At 66.0% G+C, this 18,316-nt stretch carries 19 protein-coding genes; 3 read left to right on the plus strand and 16 right to left on the minus strand.

Going from position 1 to position 18,316, the window contains the following annotated elements; genetic code table 11:
- Position 1: 1 nt before the first annotated feature.
- From ASG91_RS08060 to ASG91_RS08090, 7 genes are read right to left on the minus strand one after another with little or no spacing between them, the layout of a single operon-like run.
- Complete coding sequence (locus ASG91_RS08060; RefSeq protein ID WP_056922324.1) at positions 2 to 184, minus strand: helix-turn-helix domain-containing protein; 183 nt, start codon at positions 182 to 184, stop codon at positions 2 to 4.
- On the minus strand, positions 174 to 1,730 hold the full coding sequence (locus ASG91_RS08065) for a replication initiator (RefSeq protein ID WP_157606210.1): 1,557 nt from the start codon (positions 1,728 to 1,730) through the stop codon (positions 174 to 176). The genes ASG91_RS08060 and ASG91_RS08065 overlap by 11 nt, the downstream gene beginning before the upstream one ends.
- Positions 1,730 to 2,110, minus strand: coding sequence for a WhiB family transcriptional regulator (locus ASG91_RS21435; protein ID WP_082594001.1), 381 nt, complete (start codon positions 2,108 to 2,110; stop codon positions 1,730 to 1,732). The genes ASG91_RS08065 and ASG91_RS21435 overlap by 1 nt, the downstream gene beginning before the upstream one ends.
- Positions 2,107 to 3,531 (minus strand): FtsK/SpoIIIE domain-containing protein, encoded by a 1,425-nt coding sequence (locus ASG91_RS08075; protein ID WP_056922113.1) that lies wholly within the window; start codon positions 3,529 to 3,531, stop codon positions 2,107 to 2,109. Before ASG91_RS08075 ends, ASG91_RS21435 begins: the two co-directional genes overlap by 4 nt.
- Positions 3,532 to 3,556: 25 nt before the next feature.
- On the minus strand, positions 3,557 to 3,808 hold the full coding sequence (locus ASG91_RS21160; RefSeq protein WP_056922114.1) for a hypothetical protein: 252 nt from the start codon (positions 3,806 to 3,808) through the stop codon (positions 3,557 to 3,559).
- Position 3,809: 1 nt separating this feature from the next.
- Complete coding sequence (locus ASG91_RS08085; RefSeq protein ID WP_056922115.1) at positions 3,810 to 4,058, minus strand: hypothetical protein; 249 nt, start codon at positions 4,056 to 4,058, stop codon at positions 3,810 to 3,812.
- A gap of 1 nt (position 4,059) precedes the next feature.
- On the minus strand, positions 4,060 to 4,485 hold the full coding sequence (locus ASG91_RS08090; protein WP_056922116.1) for a hypothetical protein: 426 nt from the start codon (positions 4,483 to 4,485) through the stop codon (positions 4,060 to 4,062).
- Positions 4,486 to 5,004: 519 nt separating this feature from the next.
- Here ASG91_RS08090 and ASG91_RS08095 point away from each other — a divergent pair.
- The 3 genes from ASG91_RS08095 (at position 5,005) to ASG91_RS08105 (ending at position 7,454) form a co-directional block, all read left to right on the plus strand.
- Positions 5,005 to 6,048, plus strand: coding sequence for a ParA family protein (locus tag ASG91_RS08095; protein WP_200961260.1), 1,044 nt, complete (start codon positions 5,005 to 5,007; stop codon positions 6,046 to 6,048).
- Positions 6,045 to 6,629: a hypothetical protein gene (locus ASG91_RS21000; protein WP_200961261.1), complete on the plus strand. Its 585-nt coding sequence runs from the start codon at positions 6,045 to 6,047 to the stop codon at positions 6,627 to 6,629. The genes ASG91_RS08095 and ASG91_RS21000 overlap by 4 nt, the downstream gene beginning before the upstream one ends.
- An 87-nt stretch (positions 6,630 to 6,716) precedes the next feature.
- Positions 6,717 to 7,454 (plus strand): hypothetical protein, encoded by a 738-nt coding sequence (locus ASG91_RS08105; RefSeq protein WP_157606212.1) that lies wholly within the window; start codon positions 6,717 to 6,719, stop codon positions 7,452 to 7,454.
- A gap of 547 nt (positions 7,455 to 8,001) precedes the next feature.
- Here the strand turns inward: ASG91_RS08105 and ASG91_RS08110 are convergent.
- From ASG91_RS08110 to ASG91_RS08155, 9 genes are all read right to left on the minus strand, one after another.
- The gene (locus ASG91_RS08110; RefSeq protein WP_082594003.1) at positions 8,002 to 9,255 is read right to left on the minus strand and encodes an MFS transporter; all 1,254 of its coding nucleotides are present in this window, start codon (positions 9,253 to 9,255) and stop codon (positions 8,002 to 8,004) included.
- Positions 9,252 to 9,473 carry a DUF397 domain-containing protein gene (locus ASG91_RS08115; protein WP_056922119.1) on the minus strand — a complete coding sequence of 74 codons (222 nt, stop codon included), beginning with the start codon at positions 9,471 to 9,473 and terminating at the stop codon, positions 9,252 to 9,254. The genes ASG91_RS08110 and ASG91_RS08115 overlap by 4 nt, the downstream gene beginning before the upstream one ends.
- A gap of 21 nt (positions 9,474 to 9,494) precedes the next feature.
- Positions 9,495 to 10,379: a helix-turn-helix transcriptional regulator gene (locus tag ASG91_RS20140; RefSeq protein WP_082594004.1), complete on the minus strand. Its 885-nt coding sequence runs from the start codon at positions 10,377 to 10,379 to the stop codon at positions 9,495 to 9,497.
- 4 nt (positions 10,380 to 10,383) lie between these two features.
- The gene (locus ASG91_RS08125; RefSeq protein WP_056922121.1) at positions 10,384 to 11,058 is read right to left on the minus strand and encodes a hypothetical protein; all 675 of its coding nucleotides are present in this window, start codon (positions 11,056 to 11,058) and stop codon (positions 10,384 to 10,386) included.
- Positions 11,055 to 12,191: a C40 family peptidase gene (locus ASG91_RS08130; protein WP_056922122.1), complete on the minus strand. Its 1,137-nt coding sequence runs from the start codon at positions 12,189 to 12,191 to the stop codon at positions 11,055 to 11,057. Before ASG91_RS08130 ends, ASG91_RS08125 begins: the two co-directional genes overlap by 4 nt.
- A gap of 621 nt (positions 12,192 to 12,812) precedes the next feature.
- A complete protein-coding gene (locus tag ASG91_RS08140; RefSeq protein WP_056922124.1) occupies positions 12,813 to 14,828 on the minus strand; it encodes an MFS transporter in 2,016 nt (671 codons plus the stop codon).
- 1 nt (position 14,829) lies between these two features.
- On the minus strand, positions 14,830 to 17,373 hold the full coding sequence (locus tag ASG91_RS08145; RefSeq protein ID WP_082594005.1) for an ATP-binding protein: 2,544 nt from the start codon (positions 17,371 to 17,373) through the stop codon (positions 14,830 to 14,832).
- Positions 17,370 to 17,783, minus strand: coding sequence for a hypothetical protein (locus ASG91_RS08150; protein WP_157606214.1), 414 nt, complete (start codon positions 17,781 to 17,783; stop codon positions 17,370 to 17,372). The genes ASG91_RS08145 and ASG91_RS08150 overlap by 4 nt, the downstream gene beginning before the upstream one ends.
- 16 nt (positions 17,784 to 17,799) lie before the next feature.
- Positions 17,800 to 18,054: a hypothetical protein gene (locus ASG91_RS08155; protein WP_056922327.1), complete on the minus strand. Its 255-nt coding sequence runs from the start codon at positions 18,052 to 18,054 to the stop codon at positions 17,800 to 17,802.
- Between the last annotated feature and the right edge of the window lie 262 nt (positions 18,055 to 18,316).

The following is an 18,316-nucleotide window of genomic DNA, read 5'->3' on the forward strand; positions in this document are numbered from 1 at the left end:
GTCACGCCACCGCGGTGTGACGCTCGAGCCACTCCATGACGGCGCTCTCGCGGTAGCGAAGGTGACGGCCGACCTTGAACACCGGCGGGCCAGTCCCCTTGAGCCGCCAGTCGTACAGCGTTTGCACTGGAACGCCGAGATACCGCGATACATCGTCGACGGTCCACAGCGGGTCATGTCGCATGCACATTGCTCCTCCTTGGTCGTGTACTCCGCCGTTGCTGGGACTTCCATTGCGCGTACTCGCGTGCTCGGGCGGCCGCTGCCTTGGCCAGGGCGGCGTCACCCGCTGTTTCCCACCCCACGCCGGCGAAGCGCCAATCTCCGATGACAAGCGTGGTTTCGTCCTCGTCGTCGGCCATGAGCTCGGCTTCGAGCCCAGCCAGATCGACTCGCCTGCCTTCGCGGCGAGCAAGCGCGATGAGGGTCTGCGCGCGACGCCGCGCTCTGCGAAGTGCTCCGAGAGTGATGGAGTAGCGGCGGGACTTGGTCGCGAAGTGTCCACGGAAACCCAACATGTGGACCCAGTTGGCCATCCGTTCGTAGGCAACGTCGTGCTCGTCAAGGTCCGAGAGGTTGGCGGTGCTCTGCGCGCAGTCAGCGATGGCGGCCGCAACGGCTTGGATTCGCTGGAGGTGGGGGTTGCTACCGCCATCGGCGCTCTCCGTGGCCGACTTGGTGGCGTACTTGGCCAGGTAGCCGGCCACCTGCTCGGGTTGCAGAGCCCTTTCCGGGTCGTCCGTACGTCTGCTAGTTCGGACGCCTCGTGCGTCGACCTGTGATCCGAAACGCAGATCTCGCTCGAGGTTGTCGTCCAACGCTGATGGAGCGGTGAAGCTCACGGCTCGGGCCGCTTCCTCGATGAGCAGGGCCAACAGTGTCGGGTCGATGGAGGGCGGGCTCGGAGCAAAGCCGGCGTCGCGCTTGGGCCCATCGAGGCGTACGAGGGCGTGGAAGTGGACGATCCCACGCAGCTGGAACTCGGCGACTTTGGCGTACTGGAGCGTTGCGTGCTTGTTCAGGTCACGCGGCTTGACCCCCAACGTCTTGGCGATGAGCCGTCGCAGGGTGATCGTGAACCGTCGCCACAGCTCTGGAGCCCACCACTGCCAGACCACGTGGGAGGCGTAGTCGTAGCACTCCCAGCACAAGGGCTGGCCGAGACCTTGGTCAGTCGGCCGGTGCCGCAGCATGCAGGACATTGAGCGACCGTGCGGGCACTTCGACTTGGTCCCTGAGCGAGGGTGACATCGCCGTGAGCCGTCCCTCACGCCGTGAACGCTGCCGAATGATGGTGCGGTCAGCGTGGCGAAGACGAGAGGGTTCTCGGCGACCGTGTCCGGAACTCCTTTGCCGCCCGTGAGTCCGCAGCGGATGAGGTGAAAGGTGTCGGCTGCGTAGACGCGCGAGCAGGAGGGGCATACGTCGGCACGGCGGTTGCCGCAGCGGAGGTGGAGCACCCCGAACGCTTCATCCAGGGTGCTGAAGGTCTGAAGGGGTTGACCGGTGTCTCGATCGAACGAAGTGCTGCTCCCGCGAACCCGGATCGGGTTGGTGCAGTAGCCGACCCGAGCTGCCGTGCTCGCCCAGGCGTCGAAGGACCGGTTCGTCAGCCGACGGACGATGTGCTGCTCCTCGGCGACCGACAAGCCGTTGAGGTCGAGCGCGGCACCATCGCCGTGGCCGGGAAACCGTTCCCTGCCACGTCGTGAGGCCGGGTAGCGATCCATCAGGCAACCCTGGGGTCCCGGTGCTCGAGCACGTCGTCAAGGACCGCCCCGAGGCGTTCTCCAGAGGCAAGCCTCAGGAGCAAGGGCCGGCGCTTGCATGCGGGGACCCCTCCCCACACTCCGAACTCCTCGGCATACACCAGGGACGCGGCGAGACAGGTGCGCCGGACCGGACACGTCTCGCAGATCGTTTCGGCGCGACGAGTCTTGGGGCTGTTGGCGTCCTCGAACCACAGCCACGAGGAACTGCCGGCGCAAGAACCCTGCGGCTGCCAGCGACTCGCGTCGAGCTCACGGACTGAGAACTCCGGGCCCAGGTCGATCCACGGCATTGGGCGTCCGTAACCAACATCTGGGTTTGATCTCGGCGTTCGACTCATGCGACTTCTCCTCCCTCGACGGCCGCGACGGCAGCCAAACGGACCGGTGTGGGTCTAGGCCAACTGGTGGCGAGTTCGGCGATGTCCGCGTCGGTCAGGTACGACGCGCGCACCCGCCGTTGAGCACGGGTTCCCTCCACCCGCACGTACGCGACTCCCGGAGTCAGCTCGCTGATGTGATCGGCGGTTGCACCGAGGTCTCGAGCGCCGTCTCCCAGGACCATGTCGACCTGAATCGGGTTGTCCAAGCGCATGGCAATCCGGGTGGGGAACAGGTCCCGCCAGACGACGACGTCCTTGCCGGGATCTTGAACGGCTGCCAGCACCGTGATGCCGCAGGCTCGGCCTTGCGTGAGGAGAAGTCCGAGCGCCTGCTCGATGCGTCGAACGATGGCGCGCTCAGCGAAGGCCGTCAATGTGGCCAGCTCGTCGACGAGGAGGAGAATGTGGGGCGATGCCGGAGTTGCAGCGTGGGTGCGCACCCCCAGCTCCGCCAACTCCCTCGCCCGGACGTCCTTGAGGGTCACGAGGTGTTCCAGTGCCAGGCACATCTGCTCGGCGCTGCCGTCTTCGAAACGCGCGAACAGAGGGAGTCCAGGACGCAGTTCCATGCCGCCCTTGGGGTCGATGGCCCAGACCTGCAATGACCCGGCCGCGATCGCAGGGGCTGTGCCGTTGAGGAGGGACCAAAGTACGGATCCCTTACCGGCGCCCGTTGCCCCCGCGACTAGTACATGGGTGCCGAGCAAGCGCAGGTACCAAACCTCCCCGTCCTCGTGTCGACCTACTGCGACGGCCGCCAGGTCGACCTGCCCCTCGGGTGCCGAAGGACGGATCACCGGTGCAAGCACATCCCGGCGGTGCAACTCGAGGAAGACTCGGCCCGGGCGGTCCTCAACGACTCTTGCTTCTCGACACCTAAGGGCATGCGCGAGGCCATCGCACTGTGCAGCCACGTGCGAGGGGGTGAGCCCAGCGGGGAGGCTGAGCTGCAGGGTGTGCACTCCCGCCCTCGTGACGCGGACCCGCCGGATCCTCGGCAGCCGAGACTGGGCTGCGCGGTGGCGGTTGAACTGGTGGTCATAGGCAACCAGTCCGTTGCGTGACGCGGCCTTGGCCCATCTTGAGCGGTACCAAGGTGCGGCGGCGACCGAGGCGAGTCGCGGGTGCGCGATGTTGGCGAATGACCTCGGCGCCGCGAGTCGCCACGTGATCAGCGCCAGCAGGACTCCGATTGCCGTCCAGATGAGGAACCGCGATCCCAGAACGTATCCCTCGGTTGCGAGCCCCACGGCGATGATCGCCGGCACTGGGTTTCGGGTTGCAGCGAGGAGGATGGCGCCGATGGCGCGAACGAGCGCCCAGCCGAGTCGGACGATCGCCTCGAGAACGATCGACAGAGGATCGTCACTGTCGAACATGGGACGAGAGGGGGAGTGATCCATGTCAGGACCCCGCGCCCGCGACACTCGCCACCGCGTTGCCGATGAGCATGGCGGCCTCGCCCATGTGACGCTCGACCTGAAGGAGGTGTTCGTCGAGGTCTCGATCGGGGCAGCTGTGGAGCTGATCCCTCAGCCTGGACTGCCGACCGTAGAGATCTTCCTGCTCGCGCCACAGCGACTGAAGCCGCCGATGTACCTCGTCGGGCGCGACTCCGACCGCATTGGACCACTGCCTCGCCTGCCCGCCGCGCACCTCACCTCTCCCTTCTCATGTCGGAGAGCGCCTCGGTCAGCCGGTCCCCCGCTGCACCGAGGGCACGACTGGCGGAGCTGATCGAGGCGAGCATTCCTTCGTCTGGAGCATCGGAGAGGCTCACGCGCAGCTTCGTCAGTTCCGCGTGAAGCTCCTCCACAAGACGGACCCGTGACGAGAGTGCCCATGGCAGCTCAAGTTCCCCAACGCCGAGGGCTTCCGCCCACGCAACCATGTCGATGGGGCGCACGTCAGGCAGCCTTAGTCGGGCTCTGCTGGGCTGTGGAGCCGGACTTCACCGGTCCCATTGCGTCTGCGCGGTAGGACCAAGCGATTCGCGAGAAGTCCTCGTTGACCTTCTCGACGTAGGGGAGGGCGGACAGGCCGTGGAACATCACGGGAGTGATGGGTCCGCCGCTCTCGTTGGCCGGCGGCACTGGCTGGACTTTGGCCAGGAACTTCACCGTGACGGTCCGTGCATTCTTTGACGCGTCCGGATCCAGGTCGAGCACGTCGACCTGCCAGATCGGGAGGCCCGAGTCGACGTCAACCTGCTGCACCTTGTTCTCCCGTGTCGACCGCTCGAAGTCCGAAACCGGGGTCACGGGCGAGACGATGAAGGCCCCGTGGGGGAACACCTCGTCGTGGGAGATCTTGAAGCGCTTCGCGATGGCCATGATCGTTCCTTCCGTATTCGCAAACAGCGCCTTATGCACTGCTGCATGACTTTACTATGCATTAGTGCATAGGACATGTCCACCCTTTGTGCCTTGCACTGCAGCCGATGGCCAGATCAGCCACAGCGGCGGCGGTGGTCCCAGGCGAACTCACCAGCTGCCGAGCTGGAGGGCGACTTGCTGCCGTGGGCTGACCGCAAACAGCTGAAGGCGATCCAGAAACGCGTACGCCACTACCACCAACTGTTCGCCGGTTGGTGGGAGAAGAACCACGGACAGTCGTCACCTTGCTCGCGTGAGACGGCGTCTGGGCGAGACGGACGCGGCGCGCTGTGACGCACCTTCCGAGGAGTTCTGACGGCGCCGCGGCCGCGACGTGCTGTAAGAGGGATCCTCAAGGCGGGAATGCTCCGGTACGCGTCTTGAACTCGAGGAGTCCACGCCCGCCCTTCCCTTGACTCATCCGTGGACAGCATTCACACTAGCAATGTGAACGTCATTCACAGATCAGGAGGGGCAGTGGAAACCGAGCTTGTCGGGCTCTACGAGGTGGCGGAGATGGCCCGGGTGAGCCGGACCGTCGTGTCGAACTGGCGGGCCCGCGACCCCGTGTTCCCCGCGCCGGTGGCCGACCTGAAGTCGGGTCCAGTTTTCAACGCCGAGCAGGTGCAGCGGTACCTCAAGAGACGAAGGAAAGGTTCTATGGCGCACGTTATCTCGACAATCAACCTCAAGGGGGGAGTCGGCAAGACCACCATCACGATGGCCTTGGCGGAGATCCTGTCCGGCGAGTTCCGCAAGTCAGTCCTTGTGGTGGATCTGGACCCCCAGACCAACTTGACCACCGCAATGATCGGTGAGAAAGCCTGGCTCAAGCTGAATGCCAATGGTCACACCCTCGCGACACTGTTTGAGGACGCACTGCGACCTGCCCACGAACCGGCAGAATTCGACCTCGACCTCACTCGGCAAAAGAACGCGTCTTCGGTGAGCGACGTGCGCCGGCTCGACCTGCTGCCGGGCTCGCTGGACCTCATCGCGGTCCAGGACCGGCTGGGCACCATGTCCTCCGGCCGCTTCCACTCAGCGACCCCCACCGCTCTGCTCCGGCGAGCGGTCAGCCCGATCATTGACGAGTACGACTACGTCCTAATCGACTGCCCGCCCAACCTCGGTCTGGTCACCCTTAACGGCCTGCGGATGTCCGATGGCTACATCATTCCGACGATCCCGGACGTGATGTCGACCTACGGCATTGACCAGATCCAGCGACATATCGCGGAGTTTGCCGACGACATCGACCAGACGATAGCCGAGCTCGGGATCATCGTCTCGAAATTCCAGGCCAACTCCACCGTGCACGTCAACACGGTGAACCGTCTGCGCCGGAAGAAGGCGTATCCGCCGGTCTTTTCGACGGTTATCCCGCAGTCGAACGCTATCGCCGAGGCCGCCGACTCCGTCAAACGAGGAACTCTCCGCCAGAAGTGGGGCTACCAGGGCCAGTTCAACGCATTGCTCGACCTCACCAAGGAGTTCAAGGCAGCAGTGGAGGCAGCATGAGCCCCGCTCGGAAACGCAACGTGCATCCGACGGCGAAGGACGTGACCTCGCATGTTGCCGCAGCCGGACAGTCACTGCTCCACCTCGCCGCCCGAGACCAGGTCCTCGCCGGCCAGTTCTCGCGTCTGGTTCAGGCCGTGGCGGACGAGGCTGCCCGCTCCCCCCGCTTCGCGCGCGCTCTCGCAGCCGCCGTGGCCCCGGACGCTCAGACCGGCAACGGCAGCGATGGGGGGACTGACCCGCTTGAAGTGCGCGGCGACGAGAACCCACCGAAGCAGCGCAGCGTGCGCAGCCCTACCCGGGCGGCACGATCGGGGCGTCGAAGCCCCGGGCCACTCGACCCGTTCGCCGTCTACGCGGACACGGGCGAGAGTGGGCTGAGACAGGCGCTGGCCACGCTCGACCTAGAGCAGCTGCGCGACGTAGTCGCCGAGCACGGCATGGACCATGACCGCCTCGCCATGAAGTGGAAGAGCCCCGGCAGAGTGATCGGACGCATCGTTGAGCGGGTGGAGGCCGTGTCAAGCAAGGGCTTTGCTTTCCGAAGTGGCGCCGAGGACTCGCCAGAAGGGAGCGGATAAGCCAGGTCCCGCTTCGCGGCGGCGCGCGCCGGCGGGGAATCCGCCAAGCGGAAGACGGCCGTCGGTCGCCAGCCATAACATCGACGCATGGGAGCACCGATGCCAGCCAGCGCGTTTCCGACGATCGTTCAGCCGAACTTGATTCTGCCATTGGACATCCAGGCACGCATCGACGCTGGTGAGCTGTACCGAATTGGAGGCGTCGTCCGCGACATCGCGACCAAGCAGATCGCGGCTCTTCTGGACGAGGCGCCCGATCTCGAGTTGGTTGCCGAGGATGTAGGCAAGAAACTCTTGAAGGTGAGCCTCCCTAAGTTCGAGGTGTCGAAGCTAAACCTCTCGCAGGTTGACCTGAAGAAGGCTGGCGGTGTTGTTGCGGGCGCGGCGCTCCTCGGCATCGGCATCTCCTGGGGCTACGCCAAGTGGAGGCGGGCTGCCAAGTGGGCAGTCCCGGGTGACGTCAAAGCCGAAGAACTGGTCGTGGCGTCCGTTGAGGTGCCGGAGTCCATGACCAACTTCGGGAGGTCGCTTGAGGCGTACCTGACCGCCGCTCGCGAAGCTCGTTTGAGTCCGGAGATCATCGAGCAACTTGCTTCCGATCTGACTGCGGTTCAGGCGTATTCGGAGGAGGGTAACGCCGTCTCGTTCACGCTCGACGAGCTGCTGCCGTTCTTCGAGGTCGTGACGGCCCACACGCTGAACCTGGCCACGGCCTACTCGGTCGAGCTAGATGACCTGGACGATCAGGATTCCGACGAGGGAGTCGTCCTTAACCTGCGCCGGCACCTCGAAACCCAAAGGCAGATCCTCGCTAACGTCGCGTGAGACTGCTCCCCACGTGGACGGTCGACACTTTGCACAGCGTATCGACCCCCCGGCTCGGCGCGGTGCGTCCTGCTGGCTGGCGGAAAAACTCATCATGACTGCACGCACCTGAAGGCTGGCCATCTCAGGACGTTGGCGGCTAACCTTCTCATGTCAGACGGAGACATACATGCTCCGAATCGGGCCGAGCGCCTTCAGTCGCGAACCCACAGTGCCGGGCTGGATGTGAGCCAGCTGAGCACGCGCCTTGAGGAACGGTCGCGGTGCTCAATTGCTCGAAGAAGTCCTATCCAAGCCAGTGGACCGCGGAACGTGCCTTACACGCGATCCAAGAGTCCTGCCGGTCACGTGATCGGCGGGCTCCGACGGGGTCCTACTGGTGCAGCTCCTGCAGAGCTTGGCACTTGACCTCAAAGTCGAAGAGCCGCACTCCGCCCTGGCGCAAGGCAAGACGAGCTCCGGGCCTCCTGGGTTGAGCAGTCGCGCCGGCCGGCGGATCAGCCCCTCGGTGGTTTGCCATCGGCAGGAAAGGCAAATGCCGAGTCGGCTAGCTAGGCCGAACCTGCGGCCTAGATCGTCCGCTGTGTCGAATGCCGAAGAAGAACGCAGATGACACGAGGGCGCTGACCAGAGCAATGACGAGAGGTGCACCGAGTCCGGCCATGCTGCCGGCCAGTCCGCCTAGGAGTGCACCGGCCCCAGCGGAGCCAAGCCCAAGGGTTCTTGTGCCAGCGCTGACACGGCCCAAGAGATCGTCCGGAGTGAGGACCTGCCGCGCTGACGCACCGATGACGGTGACCGCCATGCTAGCCAGCCCAATTAGCACGAGAGCGGCGCCGGCGAGCCAACGGCTTGGCCATAGCCACATGGCGCCCCACGCGATTCCCTGCGCAAGTAGGCCGAAGGCGTAGGCGTGAGTGCTCGTCACGCGTCGCTGGATACGCGGAGACAGCCAAGCCCCGAGCAGACCGCCAATTGCGATCATGGCGAGGAGCAGGCCAAAGCCGCGGTCGCCCAGATGGAGGCGTTCCTGAGCGAAGAGAACCAAAGGCGCGAAGGCGATGTTGTACGTCAGGTTGAAACTGGCCATCCCGAGGGTCAGTGCCCGGAGCTCGCGATGCCTCCACAGGAACCGCACACCCTCCCTCATGGAGGCGCCCACTCCCGCAGGGACAGCTGATCGGCCCTCGGCACGGTCGATGCCACCCAACCCCGCCAGCAGGAGAGCAGACACCACGAAGGTGAGGGCATTGCCGGCGAATGGCAACACCATGGCCAGCGCGAAGAGGGCAGCCCCGAGGGGCGGTCCTATCAGGGACCGACCGACGAGGTCGAGTGACCACAGGCGGCTATTTGCTCGCGCGAGAACACCCGGTTCGCGACCGACCACCTGGGGGATAGCTGCCTGCGCCGCGGGATCAAAGAAGCAACTGGCTACTCCGATCGCGAAGACAACTAGGACGAGCATCAACAGCGATGCGACATCAAGAGCCACAGCGATCGCGAGCCCAGCCAACAACATCGCTCTTGCGACATCGGCCAGCACCATGGTTCTTCGCCGCGGCCACCGGTCCACGAGTGCTCCTGCGGGCAGACCCACGGCTAGCCACGCGGCATACCCGGCTGCGACGGTCAGGGAGACCCCCACGGGGTTCCGGGTGAGTGATGCGGCTAGCAGGGGCACGGCAGCCAGCACCATCCCTTGGCCTGCGATGGATACCCCCGTGGACGCGAGCAGCCTGCCGAGACCGCCGACTCCGGGGGTCTCGACAGGCTGACGCATCTCCACAGGATTGCTCATCGGCTCGTGCGCAGCCTGTCGTACTCGAATTCGCCAAGTGCGACGCCGCCGGTGAACGCACGCCACTCCTTCTCGTTGAACTCCAGGATCGGGCCGTTGCCCTCCGCCTTGGTGTCACGCACACCAACGGCGCCGTCGGCGAAAGCGACTTCCACGCATCCGCCGCTGTCGCTCAGGACACTCTTGCGCCACCGGGCTGACTTCCACTTCTCATCCATCGGATATCCCCTCAGATGGGTTCACGACGCCAGTTGACGCCGAGTCCTTTCGATTAGGAGCCGTGAGGCGTCCTTGTCGAGCGCGTCTCGTTGAAGGTCGCGGAACAGTCGTCGATAGGCGGCCACATCCGTCTCAGACGACAGGTAGAGGTCGGCAGTCTGCGCTTCTACGAGGACGACGGGAGTGCCTTCTGCGAAGTCGTAGAGGACGAAGGAACCTGCTGCGTATGCCGCTCGGTCACCCTGGGCGGGTCGGACGCGAAGGTCCACGATCCCCTCGTCGACGACGTCGAGGATGGCGCTCAGCTGCTCGTGCATCGTGGCCCGGCTGCCAGGGCTCCGCTCGAGGACACCCTGCTCGACGACGACCTGGTACACCACTCTGCGCCGGTTCCGGAGAGCGTCCTGTCGCGCCTGTCGTCGTGCAGCGATGCCCTCGGGAGATGGGAAGCGTCCGGACTTGGCAATCGCGTTCGCATACGAGGGCGACTGAAGCAGGCCCGGGAACCACAGAGCTTGGTACTGCAGGAGCCGCTTCACGCGTGCCTCGACCGCACCGACCTCAGCCTGGCGACGCCGTGGACCACCAGCCCTAACGACCCATGCTCCCTGCGCACCATCGTCTCGAGCTACCCAACTGAGGATCTCGGCACGGATCTCTTCTGCAACGCCGTAGTAGTCCAACAGGGTCGCGACTTCGCCGATCGAGGCGCCGAACCGGCCGGTCTCGACGCGAGAGACCTTGGACTGGGACCACCCGAGTTCGCGGGCTATTGCCGACCCCGAAAGCCCCGCCTGCTCGCGGATGCCGCGCAGCTCGTTTCCAACTCTTGCGTTGGAAACCTGGTCACCCATGGAGTCGTCCGATGCATATATGCATAGGACCACCATACAGACGGCGAGCACGGGATCACTCCACCCAGACGTTGGAGGCGTGCTCCCAACGCAGGCTTGGGTGAGGTTCGGCCGGGTAGTCGCGCGCCCATCGGTACCAGTCGCCCTCGGCCATGACGGTGATGGCGAGGTCGCCGTCGTTGGTCATGCGGACGGGGCTGACCGCTCGTAGATCGGTTTCGACGCTGTCCCCTGCAACGACGACGCGGGCGCCCACGGGGTCGGGGTGTCCTTGCACTGAGTGAAGGGTTCGGAGCTCCGGCGTATTGGGGTCCCTGTTGAGGTTGTCCAGCCAGACGACCGACCCCGGGTCTTCGGCCGGAGTGGTGGAGGAGACGTATTGTTCGACCCAAACGCGTGAACGCCCGACGGCGAAGCGATTGGTGCTCTCGCAATCGCCGTAGTAGTCCCGTTCCTCTTGGACCCAGACGGCGGGCTCGTCAACGCCTCTGACCTTGGGGATTACTTCCGAGACGATCCGCAGACTGTCTTTCCAGCCGTGCGCGAGCCAGCTGCCGTCATGGGTATAGCTGGTCATCAGGAACCGAGCCCGCCGCCCTGTGAGGGGCTCGTTGAGGCCGAGTGCGCGGCGAATCAGAAGTGCTGGGAAGTGGTCGTTGAGGCGCCCCACCGTGCCATCACGATTGGTCAATTCGGCCTCAGCGAGATCGTCGAACTCTGCGCCGGTCATGGCTGGGATCCTGATTCAACCTCGTCTGTCGTGCTGTCCGGGCGGGCGACGAGGGCGAGTTGGGAGGAGTAGTAGGGATCCTTGAGTACGTCGTGGACGATCTCGACCGTCTTGCCGGTGCGCGGTGCGTGGACCATCCCGCCTTGCCCGTCGTAGAGGCCGACGTGGTGGTAGCTGCCGGGCGGGTCGCCGGGGGAGTGGAAGAACAGCAGGTCGCCAGCTCGAAGGTGCGATCCAGGAGGAACGTGGGGAAGGGCGGCGGCTTGGGCGTCGGTGACCCGGGGGAGTGTCCGTCCGGTGGCCTGGTGGTAGGCGTATTGGACCAGGGAGGAGCAGTCGAAGCCGACCGTTGCGCTGCCAGGGCCGAATCCGTTGCCTGGGCCGCCGATACCTCCACCGCCCCAGCTGTAGGGAGTGCCGAGAAACTGCAGGGCTGAGGCGACTGCGTTGGAGCCTTGGGTGCCGTCGCCGGTGTAGTCGGCAGTGGTGTAGCAGGTGGCGGACAGCACGGCCGGGTTGGCGACGATCTCTTGCGCGAGGGGTTCCCATCGGGCGTAGGCGTCGGGGAACGCACTGGCCTGTACCGCCTGGGCCGCCCTCGTGAGTGGCATGGCCTCGAACCCGTGGATCTGGACCAGCCCCTTCTGGCCTCCCTTGCCGCCTTCATAGAACATCCGGGCGGCGGTCTCGGGGTTGAGCCGGTCGGCGTCTGAGCCCCAGGCGGCGCGTTGCTGGAAGAGGCCGAGGCTGTCGAGGTGACCGTGGTCGAGGTTGGTGAGGCTGGACTCCTGCAGGGCGGTTGCGACGGCGATAACCCAGCCGTAGGCCGGCACGTTGAGCTGGCGGCCAACCGCGACGATGGTCTGGGCGTTGGCGAGCTGCTCCCCGCTGAGGTCCTGGGCGTTGGCGCCTGAGTTCGCAGCGAAGGCTGTGGTAGCGGTAGAGCAGTGCCCGGTGACCTGGGCCGTGCCTGAGTCCCTATCTCCGGTGGTGAACAGCAGCAGGACGATCAGGCCCATCGCGAGGGCGCCGACCATGACCACGGGGAGGACAATGAGCCCTAGGCGGATGAGGCGACGCAAGACGACCTTGCGGGCCATCTGCGCGGCGGCTGCGACCAGCGGGGCCGGCATGTCAGTTCCCTGAACTCGCTGTGGCTGGTGACAGCGACGGGGTCGGGGCACCGGGTGGGGCGTCGTCCGGGGCGAGCGTGTCGGCCTTCCACGTGCCGCTCTGGTTGACCAGATCAACGGCGATGCGGCCCCCGTCGGTGGGCACGCTGACCGTGGCGGTGGGGCCCTTGACCGACTTCAGGGCAGCGTCACCGGTGACTCGGGTGGCTGGGACTTGGGCTGGGTCAGTTCCTGTGAGGGAGGAAATGAGGGATGGGGTTCCCCAGGGTTTCATGCCGGTCAGCCACGGCGTCTCCCCCTGGGTGGTGGTCGACCAGGCAGTGACGAAGGCGGTGGCCACCGCGACCGGGGAGCCAGTCGAGACCTTGGTTGGCGTGGTTGAACCCGGGCTTGCTGTAACCGATTCGGCTGTCGTCGGGTTGCTGGGCGTGGCCGTCGCGGCGGGCACGGTGGGCGCGGACGCGGTCAGAGGTGGCCGCGGGGCGGACGCGGCCGAGGCTCCCACTTCGTTGGTCAGGCGACCGAGGGCCGCGAGCAGGACGAGAGCCAGAACGGCCGTCACAGTCAGGTTGCGCCATGACCAAAGCGGCCATCGCACGGCGCGGCCGACTCCTCCGGCATTCATTCCTCGGCTCGTTTCTGCAGGCTCAGAACCGTCTGCTTGGTGTCGGGGTCATAGAGGCGTGGTCCGATACCGTCACGCCGGAACTGCGTGTGCGAGTCGTGGGCGAGGTTCGGGATCTCCCGGGCGTCCGCTGGGATCTGAGGAACGATCCGTCCGCTGATCGGGGTCTCTCCGCTTGTGGCTCGGACGTTCACAGGATCGGGTCTCGGCTGCGTCTGCTGGACTTCACCAGCGAGGGCGTATGCCGGGCCCTCTCGATCGGCGTCCGCCTCGGCAGAATCGGGGGCCAAGACGGGGTCTTGGTTCGCGGTGACGGAGTGCGCGGGCCTGGGTGCCTCAACCGAGCTGAGTTGAAGGTGTTGAGGCGCCGGCAGGGCTCTCTCGGAATCGGCGACGGTGGGGAAGTAGGCGGGTCGTCCGAAGGCTTCGGCGGGAAGCCCGGTGTGTCGGTAACGACGATGGACACCGTTGTCCTGCGCGGCTGCCTTCTCGTCGCCATCGGCCTTCTTGTTCTGGTCGGCATCCTCGTTGGCTGCGTCGACGCCGTGTTGGGTGGCCAGTCGCCTGGAGGTGTAGTTCCAGATCTCACGCCCGCCGCGCTTGGCCCAGCGTGGCCCTCCGGAGTGACCGAGGATGTTGGTGAACGACAGCAGTGGGAACAGCACGATGAACGCGGCCACCGTCGCCACCATGCACAACACGATGCCCAGGACGCCCATGCCGGTCGTGGTGGCGCGGGACAGGACTGCGGAGATGATCGTGGCGTGGACCGCCGACCCGGCCGAGAACGCGACCACGTTGACCACGGCGGCACCGCCCATGCTGAACACGCGCCGCACGATCGATGCCATCGGGGCCATGACCCCAACCACGGCGATGGCCGGGAACAGCATGACCAGGAACCGCAGCATGACCAAGCCGGCAAAGAGGAAGATGTCGGCGGCTAGCCGGAAAAGCAGGCTGAAAGTTGACCCGAGTGCGACCATCACACCGGTTCCTGCGCGACCACCGGCCTTGCCCTGCAGGTAGCCGTACGCGACCGGGTCCTGCTTCTCGATCTCGGCTGCGGTCTTCTTCCAGTTCTCGGCCTTCTTCTCGGCGATCCGCTTGCCCGCATCAGGGTCCTGCTCTGCCTGGCGGGCTTCGGCCCAGGTGAAGGCGCTGGCCTTGAAGAGGTCTGGGCCCCACTTCTTGGCCGCGGGGGAGTCGGTGGAGCCGAGCTCGCCGCGCAGCCAGTTGTCGTAGAGGACGCGGTCGACCACCAGGGCGCCCTGGGCGCGTGCGGGGTCGGACGAGGCGGGCAGGTTGGTCAGGCCGCTGACGCCGCTGCTGATCGCCGAGACGCTCGAGGTGACTGTGCTGTCGAAGAATGTGGCGACCCGGGTCGGGTACTGGCCAATGCCGGCGACGATCGCTGTCACCAGCAGTGCCCAGGCGGCGGCCGAGGTCACTGACGACAGTCGTCCGCTCATCGAGTAGAAGAGCAGCAAGGCACCGACTCCGACCAGTGCTGTGGCGCCCCAAGGGGACCAGATCGAGTCGTGCAGTCGCTGCGTCACGCCGGCAACGACGTCGTCGAGCGGGGCCATGTACTCCTCGGGATGGGCAACCTTGTTGTGCAGCCCGTTGGTGGCTGCGGCGCCCCACGTCGCGGTCGATATCAGGAAGTTGCCGGTCGCGGTGTCGATACTGGCGTCGACGTCGCGCAGGCCACCACCGCAGCCGAGGTCGTAGGTGTGCCACCCGAGTCCGGCGTACCCGTATTGCTCGTACACGCTGGTCGAGGGGTGGTCGGCGAACGGGTCGCGCGGTTCCGGTGGCGTCTTGGGTCCTTCGTCGAGGAACCCGGTTATCCCGGACCCGGGCAGCTGCGCGGTGGGTGCGTCCTTGCAGTCCGGCACGCCTGGGATGGTCGGTGTCGCGGAGGCTGCCCCGGCAACCCCCACACAGACCCCGGCGAGGATCGCGCCGATGGCCAGCATGCGGCATACGACCCCCCGCAGCGCAGCCATCTCAGGCACTCTCCCTCTCGGGCTCGTTCGCGGATGTCGTTGGGGTGGCGGTGAGCTCAGGGCGGGCCACCCGGTTCCGGGCCTGATCGGGCTGGGCGGTGGTGTTGAGGGCGGCCAGCAGGTGCGGGTGGGCGGACAGGTCCATGCGGATTCGTTCGATGCCGCCGGTGCCGTCGCTGAAGATGAACTCGCGCGACCCTCGTCGGCCCTCACGGGTCGGGCGGGACAGGGTGCCGAAGATCGACTCGTACCCCATCCCGTCGCGGATGCCGGGCAGGAACCGCAGGGCGTCGGTCTGGGCGTCCTCACCGGTGAGGCGGCCGATGAACGCGGCCGAGATCAGGTTGGCAAGGTCCAGCTTGAGCAGGTCGGCGGGGTTCTGCGAGGCCATCAGCACGCGAGTGTTGTGCTTGCGGGAGTCGCGGGCGGCCCGGTCGATGAACCGGCGGCCGGTGCTGAAGGTGGACAGTGCCCACGCCTCGTCGATGAAGATTCCCTTGCGGGCGTTGACATCCCCGAGGTACATGCCGCGTTGGGTGAGCCACGCGGCGAGGTAGAGCACGCACATCGACAGTCGCTCGTCGAGGTCCTCACTGTTGGCGGTGGACTCGTCCGGCAGGGCAAGCCCGCGCAGGCTGTAGACGGTCAACAGCGGGTCTTCCCGCCCGTAGTCCTGTTGGTACCCGGACGGGAAAATCAACCGGCCGTGGCTGGTTTTGGCAGCCTCGGTGAGGAAGTCCGCCATGTACCCGGCGTGGCGGCGCAGGTCTGGATCTCCGTCCAGGCGCGTCAGTGCGTCGACGACCTCGTGGGTGGATGCGGTGTGCCTGGCCGACACCGCACCGACGGCACGCATCAAGGCCACCTCGGTCAGCATGTGGTCCTGCAGCTGACGCGGAAGCATTGCCCGCAGCACCGACGAGGTGAGCAGACGGCGGGTGTCCTCGGCCTGGTTCTGTGCGGTGCGCCAGTCCAGCTCGGAGTCGTAGTGCTCACGGCGTGGTTCTGCGATGACGCGGTAGGTGCACAGCGCGCCAGGTGGTGCGTCGAGCAGGTCGATCGCCTGGGACACCTCCGCGAGCTCGGGCAGACGGCACAACGCAGTCAGTCGACCGGAAGGGTCGAGCACGGTCCACGGGACGCCCTGCATGACGGTGCGGTAGATGATGTTCCCGCCGGCGGTGGACTTGCCGCCGCCCAGACCCGCGCACAGGACCGCGAGACCGGACTCCTCTCGGGTCTCGGTGCTCTCCCACGGCTCCCACGTGACCACGCGTGCGCTGGTGCCGGACGTCTCGCCGAGGTGGATCCCGACCCGGTCGCCCACCTTTGCGGTGGCGGCGGGGACGGCTGCGGCGAGGGTGGTCACCGGCATACGCCGCTTGTATGCCGTGGATGCCAGCTTCTCGCCGGGGATGAACTCGCGGGCGATGGCGTACTGGTCCGCAGGGCGGGCAATGGTGATCTGGGGCGTGTAGAGCTTGCGCAACAGGCTGGCCCGCTCGAGTGCCTCCTCCTCCGATGCTCCGGAGACCGCGATGCGGTACCACCCGGTGGTACGGGTCGACAGCCCGGACAGGCCCATCGAGATCTCGTCCTCAACGCCCAGGGCCTTGTCAGCCTGACGGTCCAGTGCGCCGGGGGCGGGCTCACGGTGCTCGACCTCGTAGTGGTCCTTCTGGGCGCGGATCTTCTGGATGTTGCGACGCATCGCCATCCCCACCTTGGCGGAGTCCTCGATCGTGACCCGGGCGGACCACTCGACCGGGAAGCCGAGCTGGTCGGTGCGCTGCATCCACGGAATGCCGGCCGGGATCTCCAGATCGGTCATCCGGCCCACGGACAGGACGCACACATGCCGTTCGACGCGCTGGTCCTCATTCTCACCGATAACGCGCAGAGTGCGGGCGTACGGTTCGGCGAACCATTTCACGTGGTCAGTGAACTCGTGCAGGTCCTCCTCCTCCCAGCGCCCGTCGTCGACAGCCCCGAGTGTCAGAGGTGCGGGCAGGCCCAGTGAGCAGGACCGGTGCAGGAGCCATTCCAGCTCCCGCGCGCTGACCGGTGCACCGTCCATTCCCGGGGCGGCCATGATCTCGTCGGTGACGCGGATCTCCTTGGACAGGGCCGAGACCTCTCGGTCGGAGAACGTGCCAGCCAGCCCGCCGAGCGCCTTGTAGAGACCCTTGCGTGCGGGTATCTCGACGCCGACGTAGACCTCCTTGTCGGCCATGCTGCGACCCGACAGGTGCTGCTGGTCCGTCAGGAGGTGGTTGCGCCACCCGGGCAGAGGGGCCGGGGCGTTCTCGTCGTGCGCGGCGGCCCACCGGCTGACCGGGTAGGGCCTGGTCGTGACCCGGATGTGCAGCTGACGCTTGACCAGTTGGGCGTACGCATCCGCACCGTCGATGATCAGTTGCTCCCGCACGCTGTCCGGCCGGAACGACCATCCCTGCGGATCGAGGAGGTACCAGGCCACGATCCGGTCGGCGGTCACGGTGCAATGGCCGCTGATCCGGCGCAGCGCAATACCGGGCTTGCTCATGACGGGGCCTCTCTTGATGCCATCTTGGCTTGCAGACGGGCTGCCTTACGTTGGGCCCGGCTCAGGCGTGTGGGGACGGCACGTACCCGAGCCGGGTGCATGAGGCCCACCGTGGGTCGGGTGCGCTCCCGCGGCGCGCCGACCTCGTGGGCAAATCCAGCAATGACCGAGCCGAGTGGCCGGTCTGCGTCTACGACGTTCAGGATCAGCCGGGTAAGGCCGACGGTGACCAACAGGGTGTAGGCCAGGCTGAAGAACCCCAAACCGATGCCCAGTCGTCTCTCGATGACCTGCAGGAGGACGAAGACCAGGGCGCCCACGGCATATGCCACGTAGCGGGCCCGGAAGGGCAGGGTCTTGTTGGGCGGACCCAGCCAGACGGCGTTGACGTTGTAGATCTCGTCATCCACGGGAAGTCGCATCGGATCAACCCGTGATGAGCCCGGCCATCCAGGCCCCGAGATTGTCAGCTTGGCCGCTGCTGGCAATGCCGAGCACGGCCAGAGCCACGACCACGCCGGCCACAACCTTCATCGCCTTGGCGTTGTCGCCTCGCTGGGCGAGCACGAAGAGCATCACCGCAATCAGTAGAAGCAGCAGCGGTATGACGTTGTCCTTGATCCAGGACTGCAGGCCTCCGGTGTTGGCGGCCGACACGAGAGTGGTGTTAAGGGTGTTCATGATCGTCCCCAATCGGTTGGTGCGAGTGGCCACTCGCGCAACCATTAACCCGGCCGATACACCCTCAGTCCACCAATTGTCCGCGTTTGAGACGAGTTCTTACCGTTTGTTGACCTTCCGTTCATGGTCGACCCAGTCAGAGGAGCGGTCGTCGATGCAAGGGCGAGTGCGAGTGCGAGGATGCGGACATGGATCTGCTAGCCGGCATCATGCTCGGCCTCGGGCTTAGCCTGATCGCGTCGTGGGCATGGTCGCGTGCCCA

The sequence above is a fragment of the Phycicoccus sp. Soil802 genome (assembly GCF_001429605.1).
Classification (GTDB): Bacteria; Actinomycetota; Actinomycetes; order Actinomycetales; family Dermatophilaceae; genus Pedococcus.